Source organism: Halosimplex aquaticum (genome assembly GCF_028747785.1).
Lineage (GTDB): Archaea > Halobacteriota > Halobacteria > Halobacteriales > Haloarculaceae > Halosimplex > Halosimplex aquaticum.
In genome coordinates this window covers 1,037,409-1,062,985 of record NZ_CP118158.1, presented here as the reverse complement: position 1 = coordinate 1,062,985, position 25,577 = coordinate 1,037,409, and the positions used below count along the sequence as shown (strand labels likewise).

19 protein-coding genes are annotated in these 25,577 nt (G+C 68.1%); 4 read left to right on the top strand and 15 right to left on the bottom strand.

What is annotated here, in order from left to right; genetic code table 11:
• Positions 1–5: 5 nt before the first annotated feature.
• Positions 6–1,532 (bottom strand): hypothetical protein, encoded by a 1,527-nt coding sequence (locus PSC72_RS05250; protein WP_274324842.1) that lies wholly within the window; start codon positions 1,530–1,532, stop codon positions 6–8.
• A 115-nt stretch (positions 1,533–1,647) separates the two neighbouring features.
• Between PSC72_RS05250 and PSC72_RS05245 the strand changes: the two genes are divergently transcribed.
• The 3 genes from PSC72_RS05245 to PSC72_RS05235 all read left to right on the top strand — a co-directional run bounded on the left by PSC72_RS05245 (position 1,648) and on the right by PSC72_RS05235 (position 4,251).
• Entirely contained in the window at positions 1,648–2,328 is a 681-nt protein-coding gene (locus PSC72_RS05245; RefSeq protein WP_274324841.1) for a potassium channel family protein, read from the top strand.
• A gap of 127 nt (positions 2,329–2,455) precedes the next feature.
• Positions 2,456–4,045, top strand: coding sequence for a TrkH family potassium uptake protein (locus PSC72_RS05240; RefSeq protein WP_274324840.1), 1,590 nt, complete (start codon positions 2,456–2,458; stop codon positions 4,043–4,045).
• 2 nt (positions 4,046–4,047) lie between these two features.
• Entirely contained in the window at positions 4,048–4,251 is a 204-nt protein-coding gene (locus tag PSC72_RS05235; protein WP_274324839.1) for a hypothetical protein, read from the top strand.
• 57 nt (positions 4,252–4,308) lie between these two features.
• Here PSC72_RS05235 and trkA read toward each other — a convergent pair whose 3' ends face one another.
• Positions 4,309–5,640 (bottom strand): Trk system potassium transporter TrkA, encoded by a 1,332-nt coding sequence (gene trkA / locus PSC72_RS05230; RefSeq protein WP_274324838.1) that lies wholly within the window; start codon positions 5,638–5,640, stop codon positions 4,309–4,311.
• Positions 5,641–5,887: 247 nt separating this feature from the next.
• Here trkA and PSC72_RS05225 point away from each other — a divergent pair, with 247 nt between their 5' ends.
• Complete coding sequence (locus PSC72_RS05225; RefSeq protein WP_274324837.1) at positions 5,888–7,411, top strand: TrkH family potassium uptake protein; 1,524 nt, start codon at positions 5,888–5,890, stop codon at positions 7,409–7,411.
• Positions 7,412–7,479: 68 nt separating this feature from the next.
• On the opposite strand, the gene PSC72_RS05220 is transcribed toward PSC72_RS05225, so the two are convergent.
• The 13 genes from PSC72_RS05220 to secY all read right to left on the bottom strand — a co-directional run bounded on the left by PSC72_RS05220 (position 7,480) and on the right by secY (position 25,576).
• Positions 7,480–9,882, bottom strand: a complete 2,403-nt coding sequence (locus PSC72_RS05220) for an amino acid permease (protein ID WP_274324836.1) — start codon at positions 9,880–9,882, stop codon at positions 7,480–7,482.
• Positions 9,879–10,313, bottom strand: coding sequence for a universal stress protein (locus PSC72_RS05215; RefSeq protein WP_274324835.1), 435 nt, complete (start codon positions 10,311–10,313; stop codon positions 9,879–9,881). The genes PSC72_RS05220 and PSC72_RS05215 overlap by 4 nt, the downstream gene beginning before the upstream one ends.
• Before the next feature lie 167 nt (positions 10,314–10,480).
• Positions 10,481–11,968 (bottom strand): methyl-accepting chemotaxis protein, encoded by a 1,488-nt coding sequence (locus tag PSC72_RS05210; protein ID WP_274324834.1) that lies wholly within the window; start codon positions 11,966–11,968, stop codon positions 10,481–10,483.
• A 71-nt stretch (positions 11,969–12,039) separates the two neighbouring features.
• Positions 12,040–12,975 carry a DNA adenine methylase gene (locus PSC72_RS05205; protein WP_274324833.1) on the bottom strand — a complete coding sequence of 312 codons (936 nt, stop codon included), beginning with the start codon at positions 12,973–12,975 and terminating at the stop codon, positions 12,040–12,042.
• A 61-nt stretch (positions 12,976–13,036) separates the two neighbouring features.
• Entirely contained in the window at positions 13,037–13,537 is a 501-nt protein-coding gene (locus PSC72_RS05200; protein ID WP_274324832.1) for a DUF7529 family protein, read from the bottom strand.
• 63 nt (positions 13,538–13,600) lie between these two features.
• A complete protein-coding gene (locus tag PSC72_RS05195; RefSeq protein ID WP_382261846.1) occupies positions 13,601–14,923 on the bottom strand; it encodes an ABC transporter ATP-binding protein in 1,323 nt (440 codons plus the stop codon).
• A gap of 121 nt (positions 14,924–15,044) precedes the next feature.
• Positions 15,045–16,265: an ABC transporter ATP-binding protein gene (locus PSC72_RS05190; protein WP_274324831.1), complete on the bottom strand. Its 1,221-nt coding sequence runs from the start codon at positions 16,263–16,265 to the stop codon at positions 15,045–15,047.
• On the bottom strand, positions 16,266–17,384 hold the full coding sequence (locus PSC72_RS05185; protein WP_274324830.1) for an ABC transporter permease: 1,119 nt from the start codon (positions 17,382–17,384) through the stop codon (positions 16,266–16,268).
• A complete protein-coding gene (locus PSC72_RS05180) occupies positions 17,385–18,416 on the bottom strand; it encodes an ABC transporter permease (RefSeq protein ID WP_274324829.1) in 1,032 nt (343 codons plus the stop codon).
• 43 nt (positions 18,417–18,459) lie between these two features.
• Positions 18,460–20,142 carry an ABC transporter substrate-binding protein gene (locus PSC72_RS05175; protein ID WP_274324828.1) on the bottom strand — a complete coding sequence of 561 codons (1,683 nt, stop codon included), beginning with the start codon at positions 20,140–20,142 and terminating at the stop codon, positions 18,460–18,462.
• Between the two features lie 137 nt (positions 20,143–20,279).
• Positions 20,280–22,163 (bottom strand): cation:proton antiporter domain-containing protein, encoded by a 1,884-nt coding sequence (locus PSC72_RS05170; protein WP_274324827.1) that lies wholly within the window; start codon positions 22,161–22,163, stop codon positions 20,280–20,282.
• Between the two features lie 369 nt (positions 22,164–22,532).
• Positions 22,533–23,741, bottom strand: coding sequence for a hypothetical protein (locus tag PSC72_RS05165; protein WP_274324826.1), 1,209 nt, complete (start codon positions 23,739–23,741; stop codon positions 22,533–22,535).
• 353 nt (positions 23,742–24,094) lie between these two features.
• Entirely contained in the window at positions 24,095–25,576 is a 1,482-nt protein-coding gene (gene secY / locus PSC72_RS05160; RefSeq protein WP_274324825.1) for a preprotein translocase subunit SecY, read from the bottom strand.
• Position 25,577 lies beyond the last annotated feature (1 nt).

Sequence of the window (25,577 nt, the reverse complement as noted above, 5' to 3'; positions counted from 1 at the left end):
GCCGTTCACAGCCAGCCGACCAGCGGTGCGATCAGGAGGTAGACCCACAGCAGGACGCCCGCGGCGAGGAACCGGTTGACCCGCTCCATCGACGCCTCACCGTGGACCGACCCGGCCGCGACGAGTCCGAGCGCCGTGGCGATGCCGAGCCGGTGCAGCACCACGTCGAGGGGGAGGACCGTGACGCCGAGGAACTGATAGTCGACGACCATGGCCGCTCCGATCCCGAGCGCGGCGACGGCGAAACACCGGGTCTGCTCCAGCCCGCGACCGAACGAGTACGCGGCGATCGGGAGACCGAACGCGAGCACGGGATACAGCGCGGCGGCGATCACCTTCGGCGACGTCTCGTGGAACCGCTCTTCCAGCGCGATCCCGCCGAACCTGACCGACAGGTAGAGGAGGAACAGCGCCGCGAACAGCAGTGCGTACGACAGCGCCCACGAGGCGAGCGCGACCTGTCGGCCGTCAAGCCGGTCCCACGAGCGCAGCGCCGCCGCGATCCGGACTCTCGACACGAGGAGGCGGTCGGCGGACGCGGCGGGCGAGTCTACGGATCTGCCGGGAGGGTCGACCGCCGCGGTCGGGGAGCCGTCGAGCGCGGCGGCGTCCGCGCCGACGAGCCGGGCGAGCAGAGTCCGGGAGCGGCCGGGCCGGACGGCGACGAACCCCGCCAGGGCCGCGGCCCCGGCGGTCTTCGCGTCCGGGAGCGGGTTCGACACGCCGCGGAAGTCGACCACCGTCGCCCAGCCGTCGGAGCCGACGCCCTTCGGGTTGTCGAGGTACATCCGCCAGACGGCGTCGACGGCCGGATTCCCCCAGAACTCCGACTCCACGTAGTCCTGGGCGTTCTCGGTGTCGTGGACGGTGTGTCTGAGCCGGAACCAGTCCCAGTGGTCGCTGTGGGCCTGGATGGCGACCCACTCGTCGGACTCGTAAGGCGACTCGTAGACGCGCAGGTGGTAGCGCGACGCGAAGTACTTCCCGTCGTGTAACTGGTAGGTCTCGTCGATCCACTCGCCGCCGGCCTCGCCGACGCCGCCGGTGAACGGGAGCGCGCGGTAGGGCCGCCGCGTCGTCTCGTTCGGCCCCTCCTCGGTGAGCGCCCGGTCGTGGACGTAGAGGAACCGCTTCGCGCCGCGGGCGGCCCCCCACTCGACGACCGTCTGGTTGGCCGCGTCGACCTCGTTCCGTTCACCATCGTCGGGGTCGACGTCCTGCCAGCGCTCTTCGGTCTCGTTCCAGGTGGCGTCCCGGCGCTCGCTGAGGTAGAAGCGGACCGTCTCGGCGTCGGCGTAGACGACGACGTTTATCGCCAGCGTCCGCCCCGCCGGCGAGCGCTGCCGGCTGGTGTACGGCCAGAAGACGTTCTCGCCGGGCTTGGGCTCGACGAGCTTCTGCGGGGTGGTGTCCGACGCGACGGCCTCCGTCGAGACCGTCGAGAGGACGAGCGACCCCGCTCCGGCGAGGACGAGCAACACGACGAGCGCGGCGAGCGTCGCCGCCCGCGGCGGTGGCCACGACTGCTCCACGACGCCGTTAGGTGACCCACGATAATACGCGTTCTGGCGGCGGCGCGTTTGCTCACACGGCGGGACGGCGGGAACAGTAAGTTTTCGGGGAGTGGGTCTGAATGTCCGGCCACGGATGTATATCGTCATCGTCGGTGCCGGCGACATCGGGACGCCGCTGATCGAGATTGCGACCCGCGGCGGCAACGAGGTCGTCGTCATCGAGAGGGACGAGGAGCGCGCCAACATCGCCGCGTCGGAGTTCGACGCGCTCGTTCTCAACGCCAACGCGACCAACAACGAGACGCTCAGCGAAGCGGGTATCGAGGACGCGGACGCCCTCATCAGCACGACCGACCAGGACGCGACCAACATCATGGTCTGTCTCCTCGCCCAGGAGTTCGACGTTCCCAACATCGTCTCCGTCGTCCACAGCCCGGAGCACATGGACCTGTTCAACCGGATCGGCGTGAACGTCATGCAGAACCCCCAGCGACTCATCGCCGAGTACCTCTATCGGGCGGTCAAGCGACCGTCCATCGTCGACTACATGCGGATCGGCGAGCAGGCCGAGGTGTTCGAGATCGACGTCGAGGAGGGAGCGCCTATAGCCGGCAAGACGCTCCAGCAGGCCAACGACGATGGACTGCTGTCCAAGGACGTGCTCATCGTCGCGATCGAACGCGACGAAGCCGACCAGCCGATCACGCCGCGGGGCGGAACCAGGATACAGGCAGGCGACCTCGTGACGGTCTACTCGGCGGTCGGGGCGACGCCGGAAGTCACCGACATCTTCGGTCACCGAGAGGACCACTGACCATGTCGTCTGCGCCGCGTCGCCACACGCCCGGCGCGAGACAGGACGTAGTTGGCCCGAGGCGACGGGGAGTAACTGGCCCGAGAGCGGTGGATTATAAAACCAGCACGGCCAACCTCGCAAGCGAATGAGACAGCGACTGAAGCCGCTGGCACGCGATCTCGGCCGGATCCTCACCGCGCTCTCCGGGATCGTGTTCGCCTCTATCGTCGTCTCCGTCGCCTGGGGGGAGTTCTTCGCGGTCCCGGCGCTGCTGGTCTCCGGGTTGATCCCGCTCGGAATCGGTCGACTGCTCACCACTCGGTACAGCGATGCCGACGAGATCGGCAAGCTCCACGGAATGATGATCGCCGCGTCGGGGTGGCTTCTGGTCGGCCTGTTCGGCACGCTCCCGTTCGTTCTGATCGCCTGGACGGTCGCGGTCGACCCGTTCTTCGGGCCGCTGGCCGTCCCGGCGGGCATGGACACGCCGACGCTCGCCGTGTTCCGAAACCCGCTGAACGGGTTCTTCGAGTCGCTGAGCGGGTTCACCGGCACCGGGCTGACGATGACCGACGACGAGTCCGTGCTGCCGCGGACGCTGCAGTGGTGGCGCACGTTCACCGAGTGGATCGGCGGCGTCGGCGTGATCGTCCTCACTACCGCCATCCTCGCCCGCCCCGGTTCGGGGTCGCTGACCCTCTACGAGAGCGAGGCGCGTTCGGAGAAGATCCACCCGAGCATCGTCTCGACCGTGCGAACGATCTGGTGGATCTTCATCCTCTTCACGTTCGTCTCGATCAGCATCCTCTACCTGGCCGGGATGCCGACCTGGGACGCGATCAACCACGGGATGACCGGGCTCGCGACCGGCGGATTCAGCGTCACCGACGCCAGCATCGGCGAGTACAACAACCCCATCATCGACTTCGCCATGGTCCCGGTGATGATCCTCGGGAGCATCGCCTTCCCGATCCACTACCTCATGCTGCAGGGCGACCTGAAGAACCTCTACACCGACCCGCAGACCCGCTGGCTCTGGGGGTACTTCTCGCTCGGATCGGTCGCGCTCGTCGGACTGCTGCTGCTCAACGGCACCTTCGAGACGAGTCGCGTCGCCGTCACGAACGGCATCGTCCTGACGGGCTCGTCGGCGACGCTGTTCCAGACGATCAGGTACGGGCTGTTCCAGTTCGTCTCGGCGGCGTCGTGTACGGGCTTCGGGACGACCGGGGTGGGCGACTGGTCCGCACCGGCACAGCTCACGATGTCGTTCGCGATGTTCCTCGGCGCCGCCGCGGGGTCGACCGTCGGCGGCATCAAGCTCATCCGGCTGATCACGCTGGTCAAGGGGACGGCCTTCCGCATCCGCGGCGTGTTCTACCCCGATTCGGCGATTCGGTACCTCAAGCTCGACGACCGCAACCTCGGAGAAGCCGAACTCAGCCGCGAACTGGAGGAAGCGGCGATCATCGCGTTCCTCTGGATCCTGTTCCTCGGGGTCGGCCTGGCGGTGCTGTTGCTGACTATCGACTCGTCGTTCACCCTGGAGAACGCCATCTTCGAGATCGCCTCCGCGCAGGGCAACGTCGGCCTCTCCACGGGCATCACCGGTCCGGACATGCCCACCCCCGCGAAGGTGATGTTCCTCTTCAACATGTGGATCGGTCGGCTCGAGATCATCCCGGTGCTGGTCCTGCTACGGGGCCTGCTCGACACCTTCAACTTCTACCGATAACCATGGATCCCGAAACCCTACCCCTGGTCGGCGCGGTGTTCAGATTCGGCGCAGAGGACCGCGTCCTGGACTCGATACTGCTCGCGGGACCGCTCGTCGTCCTCGCGATGGTCCTCTTCGAACAGTCTCCGGTGACGTTCGCCGTCGTCGCGCTCTACGTCGTCTCGTTCGTCGCGTACGTCGCCTACAACGGCGCCCGTCGGTGAACCGACCGACGGGTCCCCTGTCGACTCGACGGAATCGGGCCGTGGAACTCGCGGCCGCTACATCCGTTCTGCGACTTCCGAAAGCGCGTCACGGTCTGCGAAAACGATGACGTGGTCGCCCTCACGGACGATCGTATCGCCCCGCGGGTTGATGTGGGCGCCGTCGCGCGCGATAGCGCCGATGACCGCGCCGTGCGGGAAGTCGGCGGCGGCCTCCCTGATCGAGCGGTCGGCGAGGATGCTGTCGGCCTCGACCTCGAGTTCGAGGACCTCGGCCTGGTCGCCCTCGATGATGGCGACGTTCTCCGCGCGTCGCTCGCGGGTGAAGCGGGTGATCTCCTCGGCGGTGACGTTTCGCGGGCTGACCGCCACGTCGACGCCGACCGTCTCGAACAGGTCGACGAAGTCGGCCGTCTCGACCACGGCGATAGCCCGCTTGGCGCCCAGCCGGCTGCTCAGGAGCGTCACGAGCAGGTTCTGCTGGTCGGTCTCCAGCGCCGAGATCAGAACGTCGGCGTCGCCGACGTTCTCCTGGGAGAGGAGATCCTGGTCCGTGGGATCGCCGTTGATGACGGTGGTCCGCGGGAGCTGTTCGGCGAGCCAGCGGGCGCGCTCGCCGTTGCGCTCGATGAGTCGCGGCGAGAACCCGCCGTCTTCGAGCAAGCGCGCGGTCTGGTAGCCGATCTGGCCGCCGCCCACGATGACGACGTTCTTCGGGTCGTCCTGTTCCGGCGCGATAGCCGCGCTGAACTCGCGCATGCTCTCCGGGTTCCCGATGGCGATGACGTCGTCGCCGGTGCGCAGTACCGTCTCGCCGCGAGGGATGATGACCTCGCCGTCCCGGATGACGCCAGCGAACGTCAGCGAGTCGAACCGGTCGGCCTCGGCGACGGTCTGGTCGGCGACCGGGCTTCCGGGGGGGATCTCGAACTCGGTCATCTGGACGAGGCCGTCCGCGAAGCTGTCGACGTCCTGCGCGGTCGGGAGACCGGTCACGCCGACGATAGCCTCCGCGGCGAGCAGGTCGGTACAGACCATGAAGTCGACGCCGAACGCGCGCTTGCCGCGCTCCCACGGCCGCAGGTACTTCGGGCTCTTCGTCCGCGCGATGGTGAACACGTCGCCGCAGACCTTGGCGATGCCGCAGGCGATGATGTTGGTCTCGTCGTCGTCGGTGCTGGCGATGAGCAGATCCGCCTCGCCGACCCCCGCCTCTTCGAGCGTCGCCATCTCCGAGGCGTCGCCCTCGATCGGGAGGACGTCCATGTCGTAGGTCAGCGACTCGACCCGCTCGGAGTCCCTGTCGACGACGACCACTTCGTGCTCCTCGCAGAGGCTCTCCGCGGTCGTCGACCCGACCTCGCCGGCGCCGACGATGACTATCCGCACTCGGGACCCTCCGGATTCATATGACGGTGTTGCCGTCCCACCGGGAAGTGAATTTCCTTCGCCCGTGAACGGACTGATCCCGACCAAAGCAATTATCCGGCGTCTCCCCGTCACATCGGCCAGTAACTGTGTTCTGGAGAGGGGGATATCGTGACCGATCCCGGAGGCAGCGGCGGCGTCGTCCGTGCGCCGGGCGAGCGGAGGCTCGACCGGTCGAACAGCGAAGCCGCGACGGAGGCGATGGACCGTGGTGACCGTTCGGTGGCGCCAGAGCGTCGCGCTGACGGGGACCGTCGTCAAGTACCTCGCGGTCGCGATGCTGATCCCCCTGTTCGTCGCGCTCGTCTACCAGGAAGACGTCGTCGTCTTCCTCGTCTCGATCGCCGTGACCGTCGCGATCGGCCTCGTCCTCGAACAGTTCGAGGACGCCGGCGACCTGGGCGCGCGCGAAGCGCTCCTGTTCGTCAGCCTCTCGTGGTTCCTCGTCCCCCTGGTCGGGACGCTCCCCTACCTCTTCGGGTCGACCGGGACGATCGCCCATCCGGTCAACGCCACCTTCGAGAGCGTGAGCGGTTTCACGACGACGGGAGCGACCGTCATGGGGACGATCTCGGTCGAGTACCACTCCCACGCGATCATGATCTGGCGCCAACTCACGCAGTGGCTCGGCGGAATGGGGATCATCGTGCTGATGGTCGCCATCTTCCCGGAAGTCGCCGTCAACGGCGCGCAACTGATCGAGTCTGAAGCGCCCGGTCCCGAACTCCAGCGGCTCACGCCCCGGATCGCCGAAACCGCTCGTCTGCTCTGGCTGTTCTACCTCGGGTTCACGGTCCTGTACGTCCTGCTGCTGCTGGCGCTGAACCAGACCCACCTGGCCGAGAACATGGGCGTCTACAACGCCGTCGCCCACGCCTTCACCACCCTTCCGACCGGCGGGTTCTCGCCGGAGGCCGACAGCATCGCGGCGTTCTCGCCGGCCGTCCAGTGGGTCGTGATCCCCTTCATGCTGATCGCCGGCACCAACTTCGCGCTGTTTTACTACCTGCTCCAGCGCGAGTACGGATCCTTTTTCCAGAACCGCGAGTTCCAGGCGTACATCGGAGCCAACGTCTGCCTGACGCTGCTGCTGTGGGTGCTCCTGTTCCTGGGGTCGGCGCCGACGCTCGAACTCGGGGGGGTGACCCAGGGCGCCCTGGAGAACTCGCTCAGACAGGCCGCCTTCCAGATCGCCTCGCTGCTGAACTCGACGGGGTACGCGACGAGCGACTTCGCCGACTGGGATAACACCTCCCAGGTCGTGTTGCTGTTCGCGATGTTCATCGGCGGCTCGGCCGGGTCGACCGGCGGCGGCGTGAAGGTCGTCAGGTGGCTGGTCGTCTTCAAATCGGTCCGGCGACAGCTGTTCACGACGGCCCACCCCAACGCCGTCAAGCCCGTCAGGCTCGGCGGGTTCGTCATCGACGAGGAGGTCATCAAGGCGATATACGGGTTCACGCTCCTCTACCTGCTCCTGTTCGGCGTCGCGACGGTGCTCATCGCCCTCGACGCCGGCCGCGTCGGGATGGAGTTGACGACCCTGGAAGCGGTCAGCGCGAGCATCGCGACCATCGGGAACATCGGTCCGGGATTCGGCCAACTCGGGCCCTTCGGCAGCTACCTCGAGTTCCCCTGGACGTCGAAGCTGCTGATGTCGTTCCTGATGCTCATCGGCCGCCTGGAGATCATCCCGGTCCTCGTGCTGTTCACCGGGGCGTTCTGGCGGCGGTAACGCGTGGGACGTCCGGACGGATTCACAGAACCGGTCGAGAAGGACAGCTGTCGACGCGACTGGGTACCTCAGACTTCGAGCCGTCGAGCGACCGCCTCGCGGACGGACATGGCAGACTCCTCCGGACCGCGGGCCATCACGACCGTCCGGTCGACTTCCTCGCCGACGGTCTCGGGGAGCGAGCCGAAGACCGCCTGCGAGACGGGGCCGGAGCGAGTCGCGCCGACGCAGACGGTATCGTACTCGTCGGCCGCGTCGAGGATCGCCTCCTCGACGTCCTCGGCCACGTCGACGCGCGACTCGTAGGCCACGTACTCGATGCCCGCCCGGTCGGCCAGGTCCGCGATCACGGCCTCGCCGCGCTCCTCGGCCGTCGTCTCGTCGTCGTCACCGGGCTCCTGGACGTTGAACAGCGTCAGCGTCGCGTCGTCGGATCCCGCGGAGACGAACTCCGCTGCTCGTCGCGCGGCCACGGGGGCGTGGGGGCCCTCGCCGGCGAGTACCATCACGTCGCCGTCGCCGCGCTGGCCGTCGTCCCCGAGTTTCACGAGCGTCGCGTCGCAGTCGGCCCGGCCGATCACGGGGTCGATCGTCGACCCGAGGACGTGCTCCCGACGGCTCCGCATCCCCTTCCAGCCGAGGAGGACGTGGTCGGCGTCTTCCTCCTCGATCACGTCGAGGATGACCGACCCGGCGTCGCGACCGGCGATCGCGCGCGTCCGGAGACCGATGTCGAGGTTGCCCGCGATGTCGCGGGCCTGGTCGAGGAGTTCCTGCTGGCGTTCGACGCGTTCCTCTTCGAACTCCAGGTCCTGTGTGAGGGAGGTCTGCTGGGGAACCTCGATGACGTTGACCGCGATCACTTCCGCGTGTTCGGCCTCGTGGGCGTGGGCGGACGCCGCCGCCATGCGCAGCAGGTCCCGCTCGGTCGAGGGGTTCGCGACGGGGACGACGACGCGGTAGCGCCCCTGGCCGTCGGCGACCGCCGTCTCCGCGGGAGCGATCGCCTCGCCCACGAGGCTCTCGCTCGGCGCCCGCTCGCGGGCGTAGACGTAGTACCAGGCCACGCCGGCGATCACGATGACCGTCCCGATCAGGCCGACGACGGTCGGCGTCACCGGGAGCATGACCCCCAGATCGACGCCGAAGGCGGCGAGGTCCGTCGGCGTCCAGCGGATCGACATCTGGACGAGGACGCCGAGACACGACAGCACCCCGAGGATCGGCACGATCGGGTAGAGGACGTTCGGGATGCGGAAGGCCGGATCGTAGTCGTCGGGGTTCGCGCGCCGGAGGACGATCACGCCGACGTGGACGAGAGCGTAGGTGATCAGGTACATGAAACTCGCCGTCTCGGCCAGCGTCCCGATCCCGACGCCGAAGGCGATGAGCACCAGCGTGATGATCCCCGTCGCGGTGATCGAGCGGTAGGGCGTCCGGAACCGCTCGTGGACCTCGTTGAGCCAGTTGACGAGGATGCGGTCGCGGCCCATCGCGAAGTTGACCCGCGCCGCCGAGAGGATGCTCGCGTTCGCGCTCGAGACCGTCGCGAGCACGGCGCCGACGATCATCAGCACCGACCCGAACGCGGCCAACGCGCCCCCGCCGACCGAGACGAACGGGATCAGCGAGACGGTCGACGCGAGGGGCTGGAACGTCTGCTCGGCGACGTCCGCGACCGGGATGTCGGAGTTCGCGAGCGCCTGGATCTCCAGCGTCCCCGTCGAGACGTACATCACGCCGACGTACATGAGTGTCGGCGTCACGACGGAGGCGATCATCGCGAGCGGCAGGTTCCGGCTCGGGTTCTTGATCTCCTCGGCGCTCGTCGCGATTACCTCGAACCCGATGAACGTGACGTACACCGTCCCGATGGTGGCCGCCACGGCCGGCCACCCCTCTGGCGGGAGGAATCCGTCGATCGCCGGCCCGCTCAGGAAGCCGATGGTGAGGAAGGCGATGATCAGCCCCACGAGCGACAGCACGATGACGTTCTGGAGGCTGCCGGTCTCCTTGACGCCGTAGTAGTTGACGCCCGTCAGGATCGCCGCCATCACCAGCGCCGCGACCGTGATACCGGTCCCGCCGAAGCCCGAGAAACCGGGGAGGTACTTGACCAGTAGCGGGATCAGGTACCGGCCGAAGCCGATCATGTAGAACGCGCTGGCGAAGGTCAGCCCGGCCCACATGCCCCAGCCGACGATGCTACCGAAGAACGGCCCCAGCGCGCGGTTGACGTAGTAGTAGCTCCCACCGGCTTTCGGCATCCCCGTCGCGAGCTCCGACAGCGACAGCGCGGCGAGCAGGGAGATCATCCCGCCGAAGAAAAACGACACCATGCTCGCCGGTCCCGCCTGCTCCGCCGCGAGGCTCGGGAGCACGAAGATGCCTGCACCGATCATCGTCCCCAGCCCGATCGTGTACGCCTCGAGGAACCCGAGGTCGCGGGCGAGCTCCTGGTTGCCGCTCATGTCTCCTCACCCGCCTCGTCCGGCAAGACGACGACCGGCACGTCGCTCTCCTCGACGAGCGTCGTCGCCACGTCCCCCGTCAGCAGCTTCACCCAGCGGCTCCCGCCGCGGGGGGTGAACGCGATGGCCGAGGCGTCGTGCTCGTGGGCCGCCTCGACGATAGCCGCCGCCACGTCGGTCCCGTAGCGGATCTCCTCGCGGACGTCGAGCCCGTCGAGGCCGTCCGCGAGCGCGCCGAAGGCGGCCTCGGCCTCCGCCTCCCGCTGTTCGACGGACGCCTTGTCCGGCGCGCCGCCCGCCTTCTCGACGACGTGGACGGCGATCACGGACTCGGTCCCGTCGAGCCGGCCGCGGAGGGCCTCGGCGGTCGCCTCGGCGTCGGAGACCGACGCGACCGGGACGACGGCCCTGGAGAGCAGCGTTCGGACCACGTCAACTCACTGGCGGAACGCCGCGGCCGCGGTCGGTCGGAAGCCGTCGCTCGTGCCTTGACATACCGTGCAGGTGGTACAGCGCCGCGTTAATAGATTACGACTGCGGCGAGCGGCCTATAAGGGCCCTTCCGAACGGTCGCTGATTCCGGTGGGGCGCGCGCCGCTCACGTCCGGTCCGCCCGCAGCGCGGAGACGCGATCGGTCAGATCGTCGATGGCCGACTCCTGCTCGTCGGTCGCCGCGGCGATCTCGCCGGCCGCCTCGCGGACCGCCGCGGTCTGGTCGTCCGCCTGCTCGACCAAGTCGAGCACTTCCCCGACCCGCTGGGCCTGTTCGTCGTTGGCGTCGGCGAGTTCGTCGATGCCCTGGGCGGCCTCGTCGACGGCCTCGGCGATCGCTTCGAGCGCGTCGAGCGCCGTCTGGATGTCCTCGCTCGCGGTCGAGATCTGCTCGTTCGACCGCTCGGCGACCGCCACCGTCTCCGCGGTCTGGGCCTCCACCTCGTCGATCCGCTCGAAGATCTCCTCGGTGTGGGTGCTCGTCTCGTCGGCGAGTTCCTTGATCTCGTCGGCGACGACGGCGAAGCCCGCGCCCGCCTCGTCGGCCCGGGCCGCCTCGATCGACGCGTTGAGCGCCAGCATGTTCGTCTGGTCGGCCACGTCGTTGATGACCGAGACCACGTCGCGGATCTCGTGGATCTCCGATTCGAGCGCGTGGACGCTGTCGGTGAGGTCGTCACCGGTCGCCTCCACGTCCGCGGTCGCCTCCTGCGCGTCGACGCTGGCGTCGAGGCCGCGGTCGGCCGCCTCCTGGGCGCGTCCGGCCGCGTCGGCGACCTGCGTCGAGTTGGCCGCGACCTCCTCCATCGTCGCGCTGAACGACTGGACCTCCGCGACCACCTCGCCGAGCACGTCCGACTGCTCGCCGAGCCGCTCGTCGATCCGGTCGGTCGCGGCTACGGCCTGTTCGACCAGTTCGACCAGCGTCTGGGTCCCCTCGTCGACCTCCTCCGTCAGCGCCTCCATCCCCTCTGCCATCCCGTTGACGTGGTCGACCACCGCCAACAGGTCCTCCGAGAGCACGCCCGCCTCGTCCGTGTACGACGCCCGGGCGTCGAGTCGCCCCTCGGCGAGCGCGCTCATCGTCTCGCTCAACTCGGCGACGAACGCGTCGACGGCTTCCTCCCGTCTGACGGTCTCCGTCCGGTCCTGGACGACCTGCATCACCGCCGTCAGGTCGCCGTCCTGGTAGAGCGGTCGCGCCGAGAACTCGCAGTGGTGGATCTCGTCGCCGGACCCCGGCGAGACGCGCCGTCTGGACGCGTAGATGCCGAGGTCACCGTCGTCGAGTTCGACGTCGAACTCCTCGTGGGCTCGCTCCGGCGCCTCGATGACTCGCTCGGCTAAAGTCGCGTCGTCGCCCTCCAGCCCGAACGCGTCGCGGACGTCGTCGACCGCCGAGACCGCGTCGCGGTCGACTCCCGTCAGTCGCTCCATGCTGGCGTTCCAGGCGATCACCCGGCCGGACGCGCTGAGCGTGAACACCGGCAGGCTGATCCCGTCCAGCAGTTTCTCGTCGTCGAAGTCGATCGCCGTCTCCGCGGCCGACGGGTCGGCTCCCCGACCCGGATCCCTCGTCGGTTCGCTGGCCATGCCTCCCGTGATTCCGGGTCCGTTCTTAAGCTATCCCTCCGATTATCAGTGCTGAATACATAAGCCGCCCGTCAGTACTCGTCGAGGGCGGCCTGGTCCGGGCCGCGCCGCTCCCCGGGCGGAACCGTCGTCGCGACGATCTCGTCGACCTCGCCGCGGGAACTCGCGTCGCTGTTTATCGCCCGCGTCGCCCCCTCGCGCTCGACGAAAAATCCGGCCTCGTCGTAACGGTCGTACATCACACCGCTGTTCGACAGGACGACCGAGACGCCCCGCTCGTCGAGTTCACTCGCCACGTCGAGCAGTCGCTGCTGGTCCTCCCGGCCGAACCCCTCCGCGCTGTACTCCGCGAAGTCGGCCGTCGGACTCATCGGTTCGTACGGCGGGTCGAAGTACACCAGGTCCCCCGGGTCGGCGACGTCGAGGACGTACGAGAAGTCCCCGTTCCGGATATCCGTTCCCGCAAGCGCGCGCGAGGCCGTGCGGACCCGCTCGGCCTGCACCCAGTCGGGGTCGGCGTAGCGGCCGATGGGGACGTTGAAGCCGCCGTCGCTGTTTTCGCGGTAGAGACCGTTGTAACACGTCCGGTTGAGGTACAGCAGGAGTGCCGCCTCTTCGAGGCGGTCGCCGCCGCTTTCGGGCCAGTCGTCGGCGTAGGCGCGCTCGTTGAAGCGGGCGCGCTGCTGGTAGTAGTACTGCTCGACCGCCTTCCCGCGGCGCGTCTCCTCGGCGAACGCCAGGTCGGGATCGGGGTCGGCCTCCGGGTCGCGGAACTCGCGGAGCCGCTCGATCAGCGCCTCCGGGCGGTCGCGCACCTGTTCGTAGAAGTTGACCAGCCGCGGGTTGGTGTCGTTGACGGTCGCCGCGGCCGGTTCGAGGTCGAAGAAGACGGCGCCGCCGCCGAAGAAGGGCTCGTGATAGCGCTCGAAGGAGTCGGGAAAGCGCGCGTAGAGCGCGTCGAGCAACTGGCGCTTGCCGCCCGCCCACTTCAGTACCGGCTGTGCCATTCACCGGACGGTAGTCGGTCATCCTCTTAAGCGGTAGGCATCCGCGCGAGCGGACGAAGTCTCAGTCCTCGTCGTCCGGGAAGAACAGCGCGGGCTCCTCGTGGGTGAACGTGACGTACTCCTCGGCGAGGTTGCGGACGTGCGTGTAGAGCAGTCCCTCGCGGGCGGCGATCTCGCCGAGGCCCTCGACCGCGGCGTCGTCGTAGTAGAGCGGGCAGCAGACCGCCCGCTCGTCGGTCGCGTCCTTCAGGACGACGAGCGCGAAGACGATGCCGCTCTCGACGCGGTAGACGTCGTGCTCGTCGAAGTCGCCCGCATCGACCCACTCGCGCAACTGCTCGAACTCGTCGTCGGGCACGAGCACGTCGAAGCCCCACCGCTCGCCGGTCACGGCAGTCACGTCGCCCGGGTGGAGTTCGAGCACGTCCCAGCAGGCCGCCTCGAACTCCGCGGCGGTCGCCTCCATGTCGCCGATGAGGTCGTCCCAGTGCTCGCGGACGGCGGCCGCAGCGCCCATCCCCGCGAACGTCGGCCCGCTCTCGGGCTCGTCATCCTCGGTCATGGACCGAAGTCCGGGTGGCCCCGCGGAAAAGGTGTCGCTCCCGGCGGCGCACAGGTCGAACCGTCAGTCGTCGTTCGCCGCCGCGTCACCGGCGTCATCGCCGACCGAGCGGTCGCGCTCGGCCCGCTCCGCGGCGGCGTCGATCGGCTCCGATTGCCAGTAGGGATGGTCGTCGAGCACGCGGAAGCAGGCCGCCCGCTGGCCGGGCGCGCCCGCCTCGTAGTCGTCGGGCGCTTCGGCCCGGCAGGCCTCGCGAGCGTGCGGACAGCGGGTGTGGAACCGGCAGCCCGCGGGCGGATCGCGCGGCGAGGGCACGTCGCCCGCCAGCGCGTCGACCCGTCGGCCCTGCTCGCTCGTGTCGGCTCTCGGGACGCTGTCCAGGAGCGCCTGCGTGTAGGGGTGCTGTGGGTCCTCGAAGATGGCATCGACGGGCCCGCGCTCGACGATCTCGCCGAGGTACATCACCGCGACGCGGTCGGAGATGTGCCGGACGACGGAGAGATCGTGGGCGATGAACAGGTATGTGAGCCCGAGTTCCGCCTGCAGGTCGTCGAGCAGGTTGAGGATCTGCGCCTGGACGCTCACGTCCAGCGCCGAGACCGGTTCGTCGAGGACGAGGAAGTCCGGTTCCAGGGCCAGGGCGCGAGCGATGCCGATCCGCTGGCGCTGCCCGCCGGAGAACTCGTGGGGGTACCGGTCGACCTGATCGGCCGAGAGACCGACCCGCTCCAGGAGTTCCTTCGCTCGATCCCGGCGGATCTCCGAGAGCGAGCGGTCGAGCGTGACCTCGACGACGACCGGGCCGTCGCCGGCGGATCCGGCCGCGCCGTCTCCGCTCCGGCCGCCGTCTCCGCCGCCCCGGACGACCCTGGCGGTCAGGTCCTCGGCGACCGACGCCGAGACCGTCCCGCCGCGGCGCCGGACGGTGACGTGGACCGTCGCGACGCCGTCGACCGGGTCGACCACGCGGTCCACGTCGCCGTCGACGCGCACCTCGACGCGGTCGGAGTCGATGCCCTCGGTGGTGACGGCCGCCTCGGTTCGCACGTCGGGATCGGTGTCGGGCAGCCCGTGGATCACGAGCGGTTCGGTGACGATGGCGCCGGCGGTCTGGCGCGGGTCGAGGCTTGAGAAGGGGTCCTGGAAGACCACCTGTGCGCGGCGGCGGAAGGCGGCGACGTCGTCGCGGTCGAACACCGACTCGCCGTCGAAGCGGACGTCCCCGCCGGTGGGATCTTGCAGCGCCAGCAGCGTCTCGCCCGTCGTCGACTTCCCGCAACCCGACTCGCCGACGAGGCCGAGCGTCTCGCCCTCCTCGATGGCGAAGCTCACGCCGTCGACGGCCTTCACGCTCCGGCCGTCGCTGCCCAGCAGCCGGTCGATCAGGGAGTCGTCGTCCGCGAAGTACTTCCGGAGCCCGTCGACTTCGACGAGCGGGCTGTCGTCACCGGCGTCTCCGGCCTCCCCGCCGTCGCTCGCGACCGGGGCTCCGCGGGAGCGGTCGCCGTCACTCACGGCGCTCACCTCCGTCCTCGTCGAAGAACCCGTCGGGGAGCGCGGCGGCCTCGCTGTACTCGCGTTCGGCGAGGACACAGCGCGCGGCGTGTTCGTCGCCGGCGGCGTCGAACTCCGGCGGGTGGTCGAGACAGGCCTCCATCGCCTTCGGACAGCGGTCGGCGAAGTAACAGCGGTCGCCCATCTCCGAATCGAGCAGGCTCGGGACCGACCCCTCGATCGGCTGGAGCCGCGGTGCGGGGTCCTCCAGGTCCGGGATCGATCCGACGAGGCCCCGGGTGTAGGGATGCACGGAGTCCTCGAAGATGTCTTCGAGCGTCCCGCGCTCGACGACCTCGCCGGCGTACATCACGCAGACGCGGTCGCTCATCCGCGCGATGACGCCCAGGTCGTGCGTGATGAGCACGACGCTCATGTCGCGCTCGGCCTGGATCTCCCGCAGCAGTTCGAGGATCTGCGCCTGGATGGTCACGTCCAGCGCCGTCGTCGGCTCGTCGGCGATGAGCAGGTCGGGCTCGCCGGCCAGCGCCTGGGCGATCATCGCCCGCTGGAGCATCCCGCCGGAGAACTCGTGGGGGTACTGGTCGGCCCGCTGGGCAGGGTCCGGAATACCCACCTGTTCGAGCAGTTCGACGGCGCGGTCGTGGCTCTCCGGGTCGGTGTAGTCGCGGCCGGGCACGAGCCCGTCGAGGAGGTACGACCCGAGGCCGTACCCCTGCGTCCGCGAGCGGGTCGACCGCGGGTTCGCCTGCGCCCGGCGCTGGACCTCGACGGCCTCTGCGATCTGCTCACCGACCGTCAGCGAGGGGTTGAAGCTGCTCATCGGGTCCTGGAATATCGTGCTGAACGACGGCCCCCGCAGGGCTCGCCGGACCCGCTCGGGGAGTTCGCGGAGGTCGACCGCGTCGCCGTCGGCCGCGTCGGGGAACTCCGCGGCCAGGTCGGGGTCGCGATACCACAGCTCGCCCGACGTGACCCGGCCGGGCGACTCCACGAGGTCGATCAGCGACAGCGCGGTCACCGACTTCCCCGAGCCCGATTCGCCGACGATACCCAGGATCTCCCCCTCGCGCACGTCGAAGCTGACCGACTCGACGGCGTTGACCTGCCCCTGCTCGGTGAAAAAGCGCGTCGACAGGTCGCGGACGCTGAGGAGGTCCCGGGCCTCCTCGCCGTTCCCCGCCGCCTCGGCCCGTTCGGTGGCGTCGGACATCTACACGCCACCTCCTTCGCCCTCGATGCCCGGGTCCAGCGCGTCGCGGAGCCAGTCGCCGATCAGGTTGATGCCGATCACCGTCAGGACGATGGCGAGGCCGGGCATCGCGGCGATCCACCACGACGTGGTCTGGTACTCTCGCCCCTGCGAGATGTCGAAGCCCCACGAGAGCGTCGTCCCGGAGAATCCGAGGAAGGAGAGCGCGCTCTCCAGGAGGATGATCGCGGCGACCTGGATCGTCGCGAGGACGAGGATCGGGGTGAGGCTGTTCGGCAGGACGTGCTTGCGGATGATGAACCGGTCGGGCGCGCCGAGCGACTCGGCGGCGGTCACGTACTCCTCCTCGCGGACCGACAGCGCCTCGCCGCGGGCGACGCGGGCGAACCAGACCCAGTTGACGAGCCCGACGACGACGATGACGGTTCCGGGGAGCGTGAACTGCTCTGGCATCCCGGTCGGGTAGGTCAGCCCGCCGGGCAGCGACAGCGCGCCGCGTATCGCCGGCGCGATACCGGTCGCGACGAACGGGTCGGGGACGGTGACGCCCGCTTCGCCCCACAGGCCGACCAGCGCGATGGCGAGGACGAGCGACGGGAAGGCGAGGCTCACGTCCGCGATGCGCATCAGCACGTCGTCGACCCGGCCGCTGTAGTACCCCGAGACCAGCCCCGTCGGCACGCCGAGCGCCATCGCGAGCAGGGTCCCGAGGACGCCGACCAGCAGCGAGGTCCGAGCGCCGTAGATCACCCGCGAGAGCATGTCCCGACCGAGCCCGTCCGTGCCGAGCGGGTGTTCGGTCGTCGCGTTGACGTACACCGTCTCGTTGGTGATCTGCAGCGAGCCGTTCACCATCTCCTGGCCGGTCTGGGTCTCCGCGCGGCTGAACCCGAGCGGCGGCTGTTGCTTGTTGTCGAGGTCCTGGCTCGTCGGGTTCCACGGGGCGACCAGCGGCGCGAACACCGCCAGCACGAGGACCGCGGCGACCAGCCCGAGGCCGAGCTTCGCCAGGAAGCTCCGGTCGAACTCCCGCCGGAGGTTGCGGAGCGTCCGCGGGGAGACCGACGAACGAACCCTCGCTGGAAGCCGAGTCAGCCAGTCGAGCGGATCCGGTGCCATTCAGTCCATCACCTGCGGGTTGAGCGTCGCGTAGAGCGCGTCGACCACGATGTTGACGATCACGAACCCGGCGCCGATGACCACCAGGCACCCCTGGATGAGCGGCCAGTCGCGGTTGTTGATGGCGTCGATGACGAGCGATCCCAGCCCCGGCCAGTCGAAGACCGCCTCGGTGATGACCGCGCCGCCGATGAGCGTCCCCAGCTGGAGCCCGACGACGGTGATCACCGGGATGAGCGTGTTCCGCAGCGCGTGGCGGTACCGCACCAGCGTCTCCGGCAGCCCCTTCGCGCGGGCCGCGCGGACGTAGCCCTGACCCAGCTGGTCCAGCATCCCCGAGCGGGTGAGCCGCGTGATGAGCGCCGTGAAGTACGTCCCCAGCGTAACGGCCGGGAGCGTGATGTACGCCAGCCAGACGCGCGCGTCCGCGAGGAACCCGGAGAGGTCGAACGGGAGCGCGTACCCCTGCTGGGGCCCGGCGACCACGACGAGGTTGCCGACCACGTCGAGGAGGCCGACCGGCCGCGTGCTCGTCGGGAACAGGTCGAACTGCACCGCGAGGACGATGACGAGCATCACCCCGAGCCAGAAGTTCGGCGTCGAGATGCCGAGCAGCGAGAACAGCGTCGCGCCGTAGTCGGCCGGGCCGTGGCGCCGCGTCGCGCTGAGGACGCCCAGGGGGATCGACAGCGCGATGGCGACGACCGTCGCCGAGAGCGCCAGTTCCAGGGTCGCGGGGAGCTTCGCGAACACGCGCGGGCGGACGGCCGTCCGCGACCGGTAGGAGTAGCCCATGTCGCCGCTGAACAGGTCAGTGACGTAGTCGACGTACTGGACGTACAGCGGTCTGTTCAGCCCCAGGTCGGCGGCGATCCGCTCGCGCGTCGCCTGGCTGGCGTCGAGCGGCGCGATGAAGTCGACCGGGCTCCCCGGCGTGACGTACCGGAGGAGGAAGACGACGGTCACGACTCCCCAGACGACGAGCAGTCCCTGCAGCGCCCGCTTCAGCAGGAACCGGCCGATCGACGCCACGCTATCGCCTCCCTGCCCGCGTTCGGACCCGCGTCGGCGACATTCAGCTGTCGGTCCCGGCCTCGCTGCCGCCCATGCTCTGGGCCTGGTTCATCAGTTCGTCGACGCGGTCGTTCTCCAGCGAGGTCAGCGCGCCGTCCGAGGTCAGCAGCGGGATGATCGTCTGGCTCGCGTCGAACGTCGCGTTGCCCCAGCCGATGAGGTAGAAGGCCGGCCCCGTCGAGATGTCGCCGTCCAGCAGCGCGTCGGTCAGGTTCCCGAAGTCCCGCTGATTGACCGACGCCGACACGTTCTCCAGTTCGTCGATGTAGTTCACGACCGCCTGGGCGATCTCCAGGTCCTTCAGGTAGCGGCCGCTCGGCGTGTGCAGTTCGATCTCGGCGCCGGCGTACCCGCTCTCCTCGACGAGCCGCTGGGCCTCCTCGGGGTCGTACGGATACGGGTCGAGATCGGGATTGTAGCCCGTGAACCCTTCGAGCGTCGGCTGCCCGGTCTGGTCGGCGAACCCCGAGAGGACGTTGTCGACGATGCTCTTCAGGTCGACGGCGTAGTTCATCGCCCGGCGGAACTCCACCGAGTCGAACGGTTCCTTGTTGTAGACCATCGCGTTGTAGATGACCCGCGTGCTCGCGACCGCGCTGATGTCCGCGTTGTCGGCGTCGCGGACCTGGCTGATGTTCTGCGGCGGGACGTTCACGATGACGTCCGTCTCCCCGCTGAGTAGCTGGTTGACGCGCGTGCTGGCCTCGCTCGCTGCCGTGATGGTGAGCTGTTCCGCCGGCGCCTGGTCGCCCCAGTAGTCGCCGTAGCGCTCGAAGACGACCTCGACGTCCTGTTCGTAGTTCGAGAGCTGGAACGGCCCCGTCCCGTCCATCTGGGAGTTGATCGTCGCCGAGTCGTTGTCCTGAACCCACGACTTGTTCATCACGTCGCAGTAGGTCGCGAACAGGGCGAACACGATCGGGTTGATCCCGTCGGACTCGACGACGACCGCGCTGTCGCCGTCGGCCGGCTGGGCGCCGGTGACGCCCGCGAGCTGGTCGGACTGGGGACTCTCCAGGCCGCCCACGTCCGACTTGACGATCCGGTTGATCGAGAAGGCCACGTCCTCCTTGGTCAGCGAGTCGCCGCTGTGGAAGGAGACGCCCGAGCGGAGCTGGAACCGGACCTTCCCGTCCTCGACTCGCTCGTAGCCGGTCGCGAGCTTCTGGACGACCTTCCCCTCGCGGTCGCGCCCCAGCAGCCCCTCGTAGGCCTGGAGGACGATGTTGTCCGTCGGCGTCTCGCGGTGGTCGTGCGGGTCGAGTCCGGAGTCCATCTTGGACTGGGTGATCCGGACGGACGTCTTCCCGCCCGTCGGCTCGATGGCGGAGCCGTCGATCCGCTCGTCGCGACGGGCCTGCCAGTTCACGTCCGCCGACTTCCCGTACACCGAGTACTGCCGGTTCAGGTAGATCCACGGCGCCTCGTCGTGCAACACGCGATTCGCCCGCTGGAGATACTCCTCGCGGGTCTCGGGTTCGGGCATGGGCGTCGCGGTGTCGGTGCCCGTTCCCCCGTCACCGCCGCCGTCGCCGTCACCACCGTCGCCGGTGGCCCCGTCGCCGCCGTCACCGCCTCCGTCCGTCGGCGTCCCTCCGCTGTCCGAACACCCCGCGACAGCGGCTGCGCCCGCGGCCGTCCCCGTCAGCTTGAGGAAACTGCGTCGGTCGATATCGCGTGACATAGTACGTGCGGTTCGAAGGGGGTGCACAAATAAGCTGGGACCGAACTCCCAGACCGCAGCCCTACCGATCAGATGCCTGTCACGCTCGGCGGCCGGACGCAGGGCGATTCACTCTGGCTGGCCCCGAGGTTGGCCTCTCAGGCGCTACAGTACTCGCGTGCCTGCCTGACGGCGTCTTTCCGGCCGATGAACGTCAGGTGGTCGCCGCGTTCGATGATGTCGTCCGGTTCCGGCAGGCGGTTCTCCGAGTCCCGCGTGATGAGCGCCAGGTGGCAGTCGTCCGGCAGCTCCGCCTGCAGTTCCGAGACCGTCTCGCCGACGATGCCGTCGGTCGTGACCTCGACCTCCTGGACGTCGCCTTCCCTGTCGAGTTCCGTCATCCAGCGAGCGATCCCCGGGCGCTCGATGACGTTGTCCATCGACCACGCGATCGACATGCCGCTGGATATCGCCTCGATGTCGAGGTTCTCGAAGGCCTCGACGTTGTCGGGGCTGTTCACCCTGGCGACGACCGTCTCGACGCCGAAGGTGTTCCTGGCGAGCTGGCCGATCAGCAGGTTCACGTCGTCGTCGGCCGTCGCCGCGGCGACGACCTTCGCGTTCTCGGCGCCCGCGTTCTCTAGAACGTCCCGCTGGGTCCCGTCGCCCCTGTGCGCCGAGAACCCGTCCCGGCGGAGCCGTTCGACCGCTCGTTCGTCGGCCTCGACGATCACGACTTCTTCGCCCCGGTCTTCGAGTCGCTCGGCGAGGGCGCGACCCACGCGGCCGCCGCCGACGACGATGGCTCGCATCGGTATCACGTTCAGGCCCTGCGCGATGTGACGGGCCAGACCGCCTTCAATCACTACGGTCGCGAAGATGACCAGGAAGACGGCGCCGACGAGCATCGTCGCCGCCTCGGGGTTCTGCGGGCGGAGTTCGAGCGCGAACAGCGTCGCGACGCTGGCCGGGATGATGCCGCGCGGGCCGATCGCGCTGATGTAGAGGCGCTCCTCGACGGAGAAGCGGCCGCCGACTGTACAGAGCAAGACGAGCGCCGGCCTGACCACCGCCGCGATGGCGACGACGGCGACCACCCCGCGGACGCCGAGGGCGGCGAAGTCCTCCAGCGTCAGCAGGGAGGCGAGCACGATGAACACGAAGGTCAGCACGACGAGCGTGACGTCGCCTTTGAACTGCTCGATCTGGTCGCGGTAGGGCAGCGAGACGTTCCCGAGGACGAACCCGGCGGCCGCGACCGCGGCGATGCCGGACTCCGAGCCGAGTTCGCCCGCGATCCCGGTCTCGGCCGCGGCGATCTCCGCGAGCCCGTAGGCGCCGAGCGCCGCGATGAGGACGATCAGCCGGGCGTTCTGCGGCGCGTTCTCCACCGATAGCTCGACGTGATTGAGCAGGTACCAGACGACCGACGCCACGAGACACCCCACGGCGATCCCCAGGGCGAGCCGCGTCGCGAACTTCTGTATCAGCGTGGGCAGACCGCTCGATCCCAGGAGGACGTACTCGAACATCACGAGCGCGAGGATGGCCGCGGTCACGTCGTTGACGACCCCCTCCGTTTCGAGCGTCGTCGCGACCCGCTCGCGGACGGGGACGACGTCCATGATCGGCGTGATCACCGTCGGCCCCGTCGCGACCAGCAGCGCGCCGACCAGCAGCGAGACGGCCCAGGATGCCCCGAGAGCGAACCTGACGACGGCCGCCGTCCCGATCAGCGAGACGAACGCGCCCACCGTGACCAGTCGCAGCGTCTCCCGCGGCGCCTCCCGAAGGCGGTCGACGTGGAGGTGAAAGGCCCCCTCGAAGACGATGATCGCGACGCTCAGTCCGACGATCGCGGGCAGCGCCTCCCCGAACACCTCGGGGTCGATCAGTCCGAGGCCCTCGGGGCCGACCAGCACCCCCGCGACGATCAGGAAGAGGACGCTCGGGATCTGCAGCCGGTCCGCCAGAACCTGGGCAGCGACCCCGATTCCCATGATCGTGACGACGATCCGGACGATGTCGATAGCGGTGCTCATCGATCGCTCACCCCGGTAACGCGGTTCTGGGTCTGCCTGTCCGCCCGATGCACGTGTGTCGCTGCTCGGTCCGGAATCGTCAAAACGGTTTGTGGTGCGTCGACGTCGAGGCGGCCGGCGGCGACGGAGTCGTCTCGACCACTCCGCCCCGGTTCGATCGGAGGACCTCTCTATCGTTCTCGACGGGAGTCGTCGCTCGCGAGCGGACGGTCGCCGGGAGGAAGACAGTTGTTCTGCGGCGTCGGCAGAACAGCTGGCGATCCGATGGGCGGTCGTGAGAACGACGGTATCATGTCGGCAACGATGCCCGGAACGGGATACGTACAGACCCTCCCAATCGCGAACGACGTCGGCGCGATCTGCCGGTATCTACTCGCTGGTCCACTCGGACCAGACGGTGTCGGTCCAATTTCGGTGTATCTGGACGTCCGTCCCTTCGCGCGTCTCTTCCCACGCAGCGATGGTGTCGAGCCGTTCGACGATCGCCTTCAGTTCCTCTTCGGCCGCCGCGACTTCATCGTGGGTCTTGCCCTCGGCGAGGGCTTCGATGATCGACGCGGTCTCCTCGAGATACGCGATGTCCTCCTCTACGACAGCAATGTTGTCGTAAGCGTCCGCGTACTCTGGGAATCCGAGGTCGCGGACCTCGCGCTTCCAGTCGTCGATATCCTGCCTGTGAGAGCGGATATGGTCCCTGATCCGTTCGACTGTGAGGAGAAGTTCCGAATCGAGGTTCCCGTGCGATTCGGATTCTTCTTCGGCAGTCTCAGGATCCTGCGCGTATCCGAGAGTGAGGGTAATGCGTTCGATGAACCGGGATCTATAGAGGTCGCCAGTGTACCCGGGCGTGGCGAGGACGTTCGTAGCGTCGGGCGTCTCGGCGTGTGCCGGTCCGAAGAGGATCTTCGGCGTCATCACTGATACCGGCCGGCTCCAGATGTCGTAGCCCAGGAGACGGCCGAGCGTGTGAGTGATGATGAGTTCGTAGACGTTCCGACCGCTACCGCACGTAGTGATGGTCGGTCGAATCGGGGTGTCGCTCGGAGCGTCAGTGAGCGTTTCGGTGCACACGTACGGCGTGAGGGCGTCGTTTCCGGTCGCAGGCGTTCGATACTCGCTGACACAGTAGGTGATGTTCTCCTCGACGAATTCGATGTCAGAAGTAGACGCTTCGGCGTCGAACGTGAGCGTCACGTTGAACTGCTCGTTCGCGTCGATGTAGTCGTTCCAGAACGCCACGGCGTTCCGATACGTCGATTTGACGTAATCCCGTCCTGCGATGTTGTCGGCCCGATCGAGGCCGACCACGATCCTGTTCGTATCCCACGGCGTAGTGCGCGGCGAGGACGGGTTCTCGGGCTCCGTCTCGCGAGGGGACTTGTCCGGCTGTTTCGGAATGGTCCGCTGTCTCAACTGCTGGAGTCTTCCAAGGTCGACGATGCCGGCCTCACCGAGAGCGAACAGCCCGCCACCGCCGACTGCGATGCCCGCGCCGATTCCGAAAACACTCTTGAGAACGCCACGGCGAGTGATGAGTCTGTCTGTGCGGTCGTCGGTAGCGTCTGTATCTCCAGTCATCAGTACCCGTCTGGCCCGCGCGTTACTGCTCGGGTCGTATCAGTGGTGAGAATGTGGTCTATTATATCTGCTGGTGAAACGGTGGCCGTGCACCGACGTTCCTCGCGTGTGTACAGACAGGCGTCATCGGGGCTAGCGCGTCAGCGGATGGGCCGGGATCATGTTTCCCGCTACCCCTTTCAAATTTGGTAATTAAAACACATGTTAGATGAGTCTGATGGATAGAATGTGACTCATCACGACTGTTACCAGTTGAAGACGGAAGAATCGAACCATCCCACAGCGGGATGGTCGGGGTTTCGTCGTCAGATCGCGTTTCGCCTCGGTGGCTGTATTCCAGAGGTTCGGCGGTATTAGCCGAACATCTGGCGCATCATGGGGTGCATCTCCATGAGTTGCTCTTCGGCGATCTCCTCGTAGATCTTGTAGGTGATGGAGACGGTCAGCAGCAGGCCCGTCCCGGAGACCTGACCGATGGTCCCCATCATGTTCGCGAGGACGGCCAGCAGGCCGACCAGCGCGCCGCCGATGATAGTCACCTGCGGGATGTAGCGTTCGAGCACCTTCTCGATGACGCTGGTGTTCCGGCGGAAGCCGGGGATCTCCATCCCGGAGTCGTGGATCTGCTGGGCGGTCGCCTCGGGACCCATGTCCGTCGTCTCGACCCAGAAGATGGCGAAGATGGCCCCGCCGACGACCATGAACGTCAGGTCGACGCCGACGCGGAGCATGATCTGCCACGGCTCGTTGGTCGTCTGGCCGAGCCACCACATCCACTGGGCGGGGCTGCGGACCGGCGCCAGGTAGTAGAACAGGCCGCCGACCGGGTTGGCGACGCCGCCCTGGCTCTGCTGGTACGTTCCCAGCCACGCCGGGAGACTGCCCAGTTGCGCGTAGAGGATCCGCCCGAGGAACTGCAGGTTCGCCTGCAGCGCGCGGACGAGGATCATCGGCAGGACGCTCGCGTAGATGAGCTTCACGGGGAAGCGACCGCGGGCGCCCTTGACGCGCGTGTTCGAGAGGGGTATCTCGACGCGAACGCTCTCGGCGTAGACGACCACGACGAAGATCAGCACCGTCGTGATCAGCGCCAGGATCTGCCCCTGCCCGAAGACGAGCGTCTGGAGGCCGCTCCCGAGGATCGGCCCCACGTCGATGTTGCCGCTGAGGATGCCGATCCACGTCGGGATGATACCGATCTGTTGGGGGTTCCCGATGAAGCTCGTGGAGACGAGCCCGCCGATCAGTCGCTGGCTCACGCCGGCGATGATGAACAGGCCGATCCCGGAGCCGACGCCCCACTTGGAGATGACCTCGTCCATGTAGAGGATGAGGACACCGCCGACGAAGATCTGTGCGAACATCAGCCACTGCACGCCGAACTCCCCGCCGGGGAACGTCCGGGCGAGCGACGGGCTAGCCGGCAGGAATCCGCCGGCGAACACCATCGGCAGCCCGGTCAGGCAGATCATCACGAGCACCAGGAACTTCTGGAGCCCCTGATAGAGCACCTGGTCCCGCGGGTTGTTCTGCGTGTCGAGGCCGAGCAGGTCGGCACCGCCGAGCAACTGCAACACGATGCTCGCCGTGACGATCGGTCCGATACCGAGTTGCAGTATCGTCCCCTGGCCACCGGCCAGGATCGAACGGAATCGTCCGAATGCTTCGGTTCCCTGTCCTTGCAGACCGAACAGGAAGACGTTCGTCAGGAAGAAGTACAGCACCAGCACGCCGGCCGTCCAGCCGAGTTTCCGCTTGAAGGGGACGTGCCCCTCCGGCCGCTGGACGGTGGGCATGCGGGTGAGTACCGGTTCGGCGGTGTCCTTCCAGCCCATG

What these genes read in the sequence shown, in the direction of transcription:
- PSC72_RS05200 (WP_274324832.1), bottom strand. Translation starts at nt 13,537, where the DNA reads ATGACCGAGGATGACGAGCCCGAGAGCGGGCCGACGTTCGCGGGGATG.
- PSC72_RS05190 (WP_274324831.1), bottom strand. Translation starts at nt 16,265, where the DNA reads ATGTCCGACGCCACCGAACGGGCCGAGGCGGCGGGGAACGGCGAGGAG.
- PSC72_RS05170 (WP_274324827.1), bottom strand. Translation starts at nt 22,163, where the DNA reads ATGAGCACCGCTATCGACATCGTCCGGATCGTCGTCACGATCATGGGA.
- PSC72_RS05240 (WP_274324840.1), top strand. Translation starts at nt 2,456, where the DNA reads ATGAGACAGCGACTGAAGCCGCTGGCACGCGATCTCGGCCGGATCCTC.
- PSC72_RS05235 (WP_274324839.1), top strand. Translation starts at nt 4,048, where the DNA reads ATGGATCCCGAAACCCTACCCCTGGTCGGCGCGGTGTTCAGATTCGGC.
- PSC72_RS05245 (WP_274324841.1), top strand. Translation starts at nt 1,648, where the DNA reads ATGTATATCGTCATCGTCGGTGCCGGCGACATCGGGACGCCGCTGATC.
- PSC72_RS05165 (WP_274324826.1), bottom strand. Translation starts at nt 23,741, where the DNA reads ATGACTGGAGATACAGACGCTACCGACGACCGCACAGACAGACTCATC.
- PSC72_RS05205 (WP_274324833.1), bottom strand. Translation starts at nt 12,975, where the DNA reads ATGGCACAGCCGGTACTGAAGTGGGCGGGCGGCAAGCGCCAGTTGCTC.
- PSC72_RS05185 (WP_274324830.1), bottom strand. Translation starts at nt 17,384, where the DNA reads ATGGCACCGGATCCGCTCGACTGGCTGACTCGGCTTCCAGCGAGGGTT.
- PSC72_RS05220 (WP_274324836.1), bottom strand. Translation starts at nt 9,882, where the DNA reads ATGAGCGGCAACCAGGAGCTCGCCCGCGACCTCGGGTTCCTCGAGGCG.
- secY (WP_274324825.1), bottom strand. Translation starts at nt 25,576, where the DNA reads ATGGGCTGGAAGGACACCGCCGAACCGGTACTCACCCGCATGCCCACC.
- PSC72_RS05175 (WP_274324828.1), bottom strand. Translation starts at nt 20,142, where the DNA reads ATGTCACGCGATATCGACCGACGCAGTTTCCTCAAGCTGACGGGGACG.
- PSC72_RS05210 (WP_274324834.1), bottom strand. Translation starts at nt 11,968, where the DNA reads ATGGCCAGCGAACCGACGAGGGATCCGGGTCGGGGAGCCGACCCGTCG.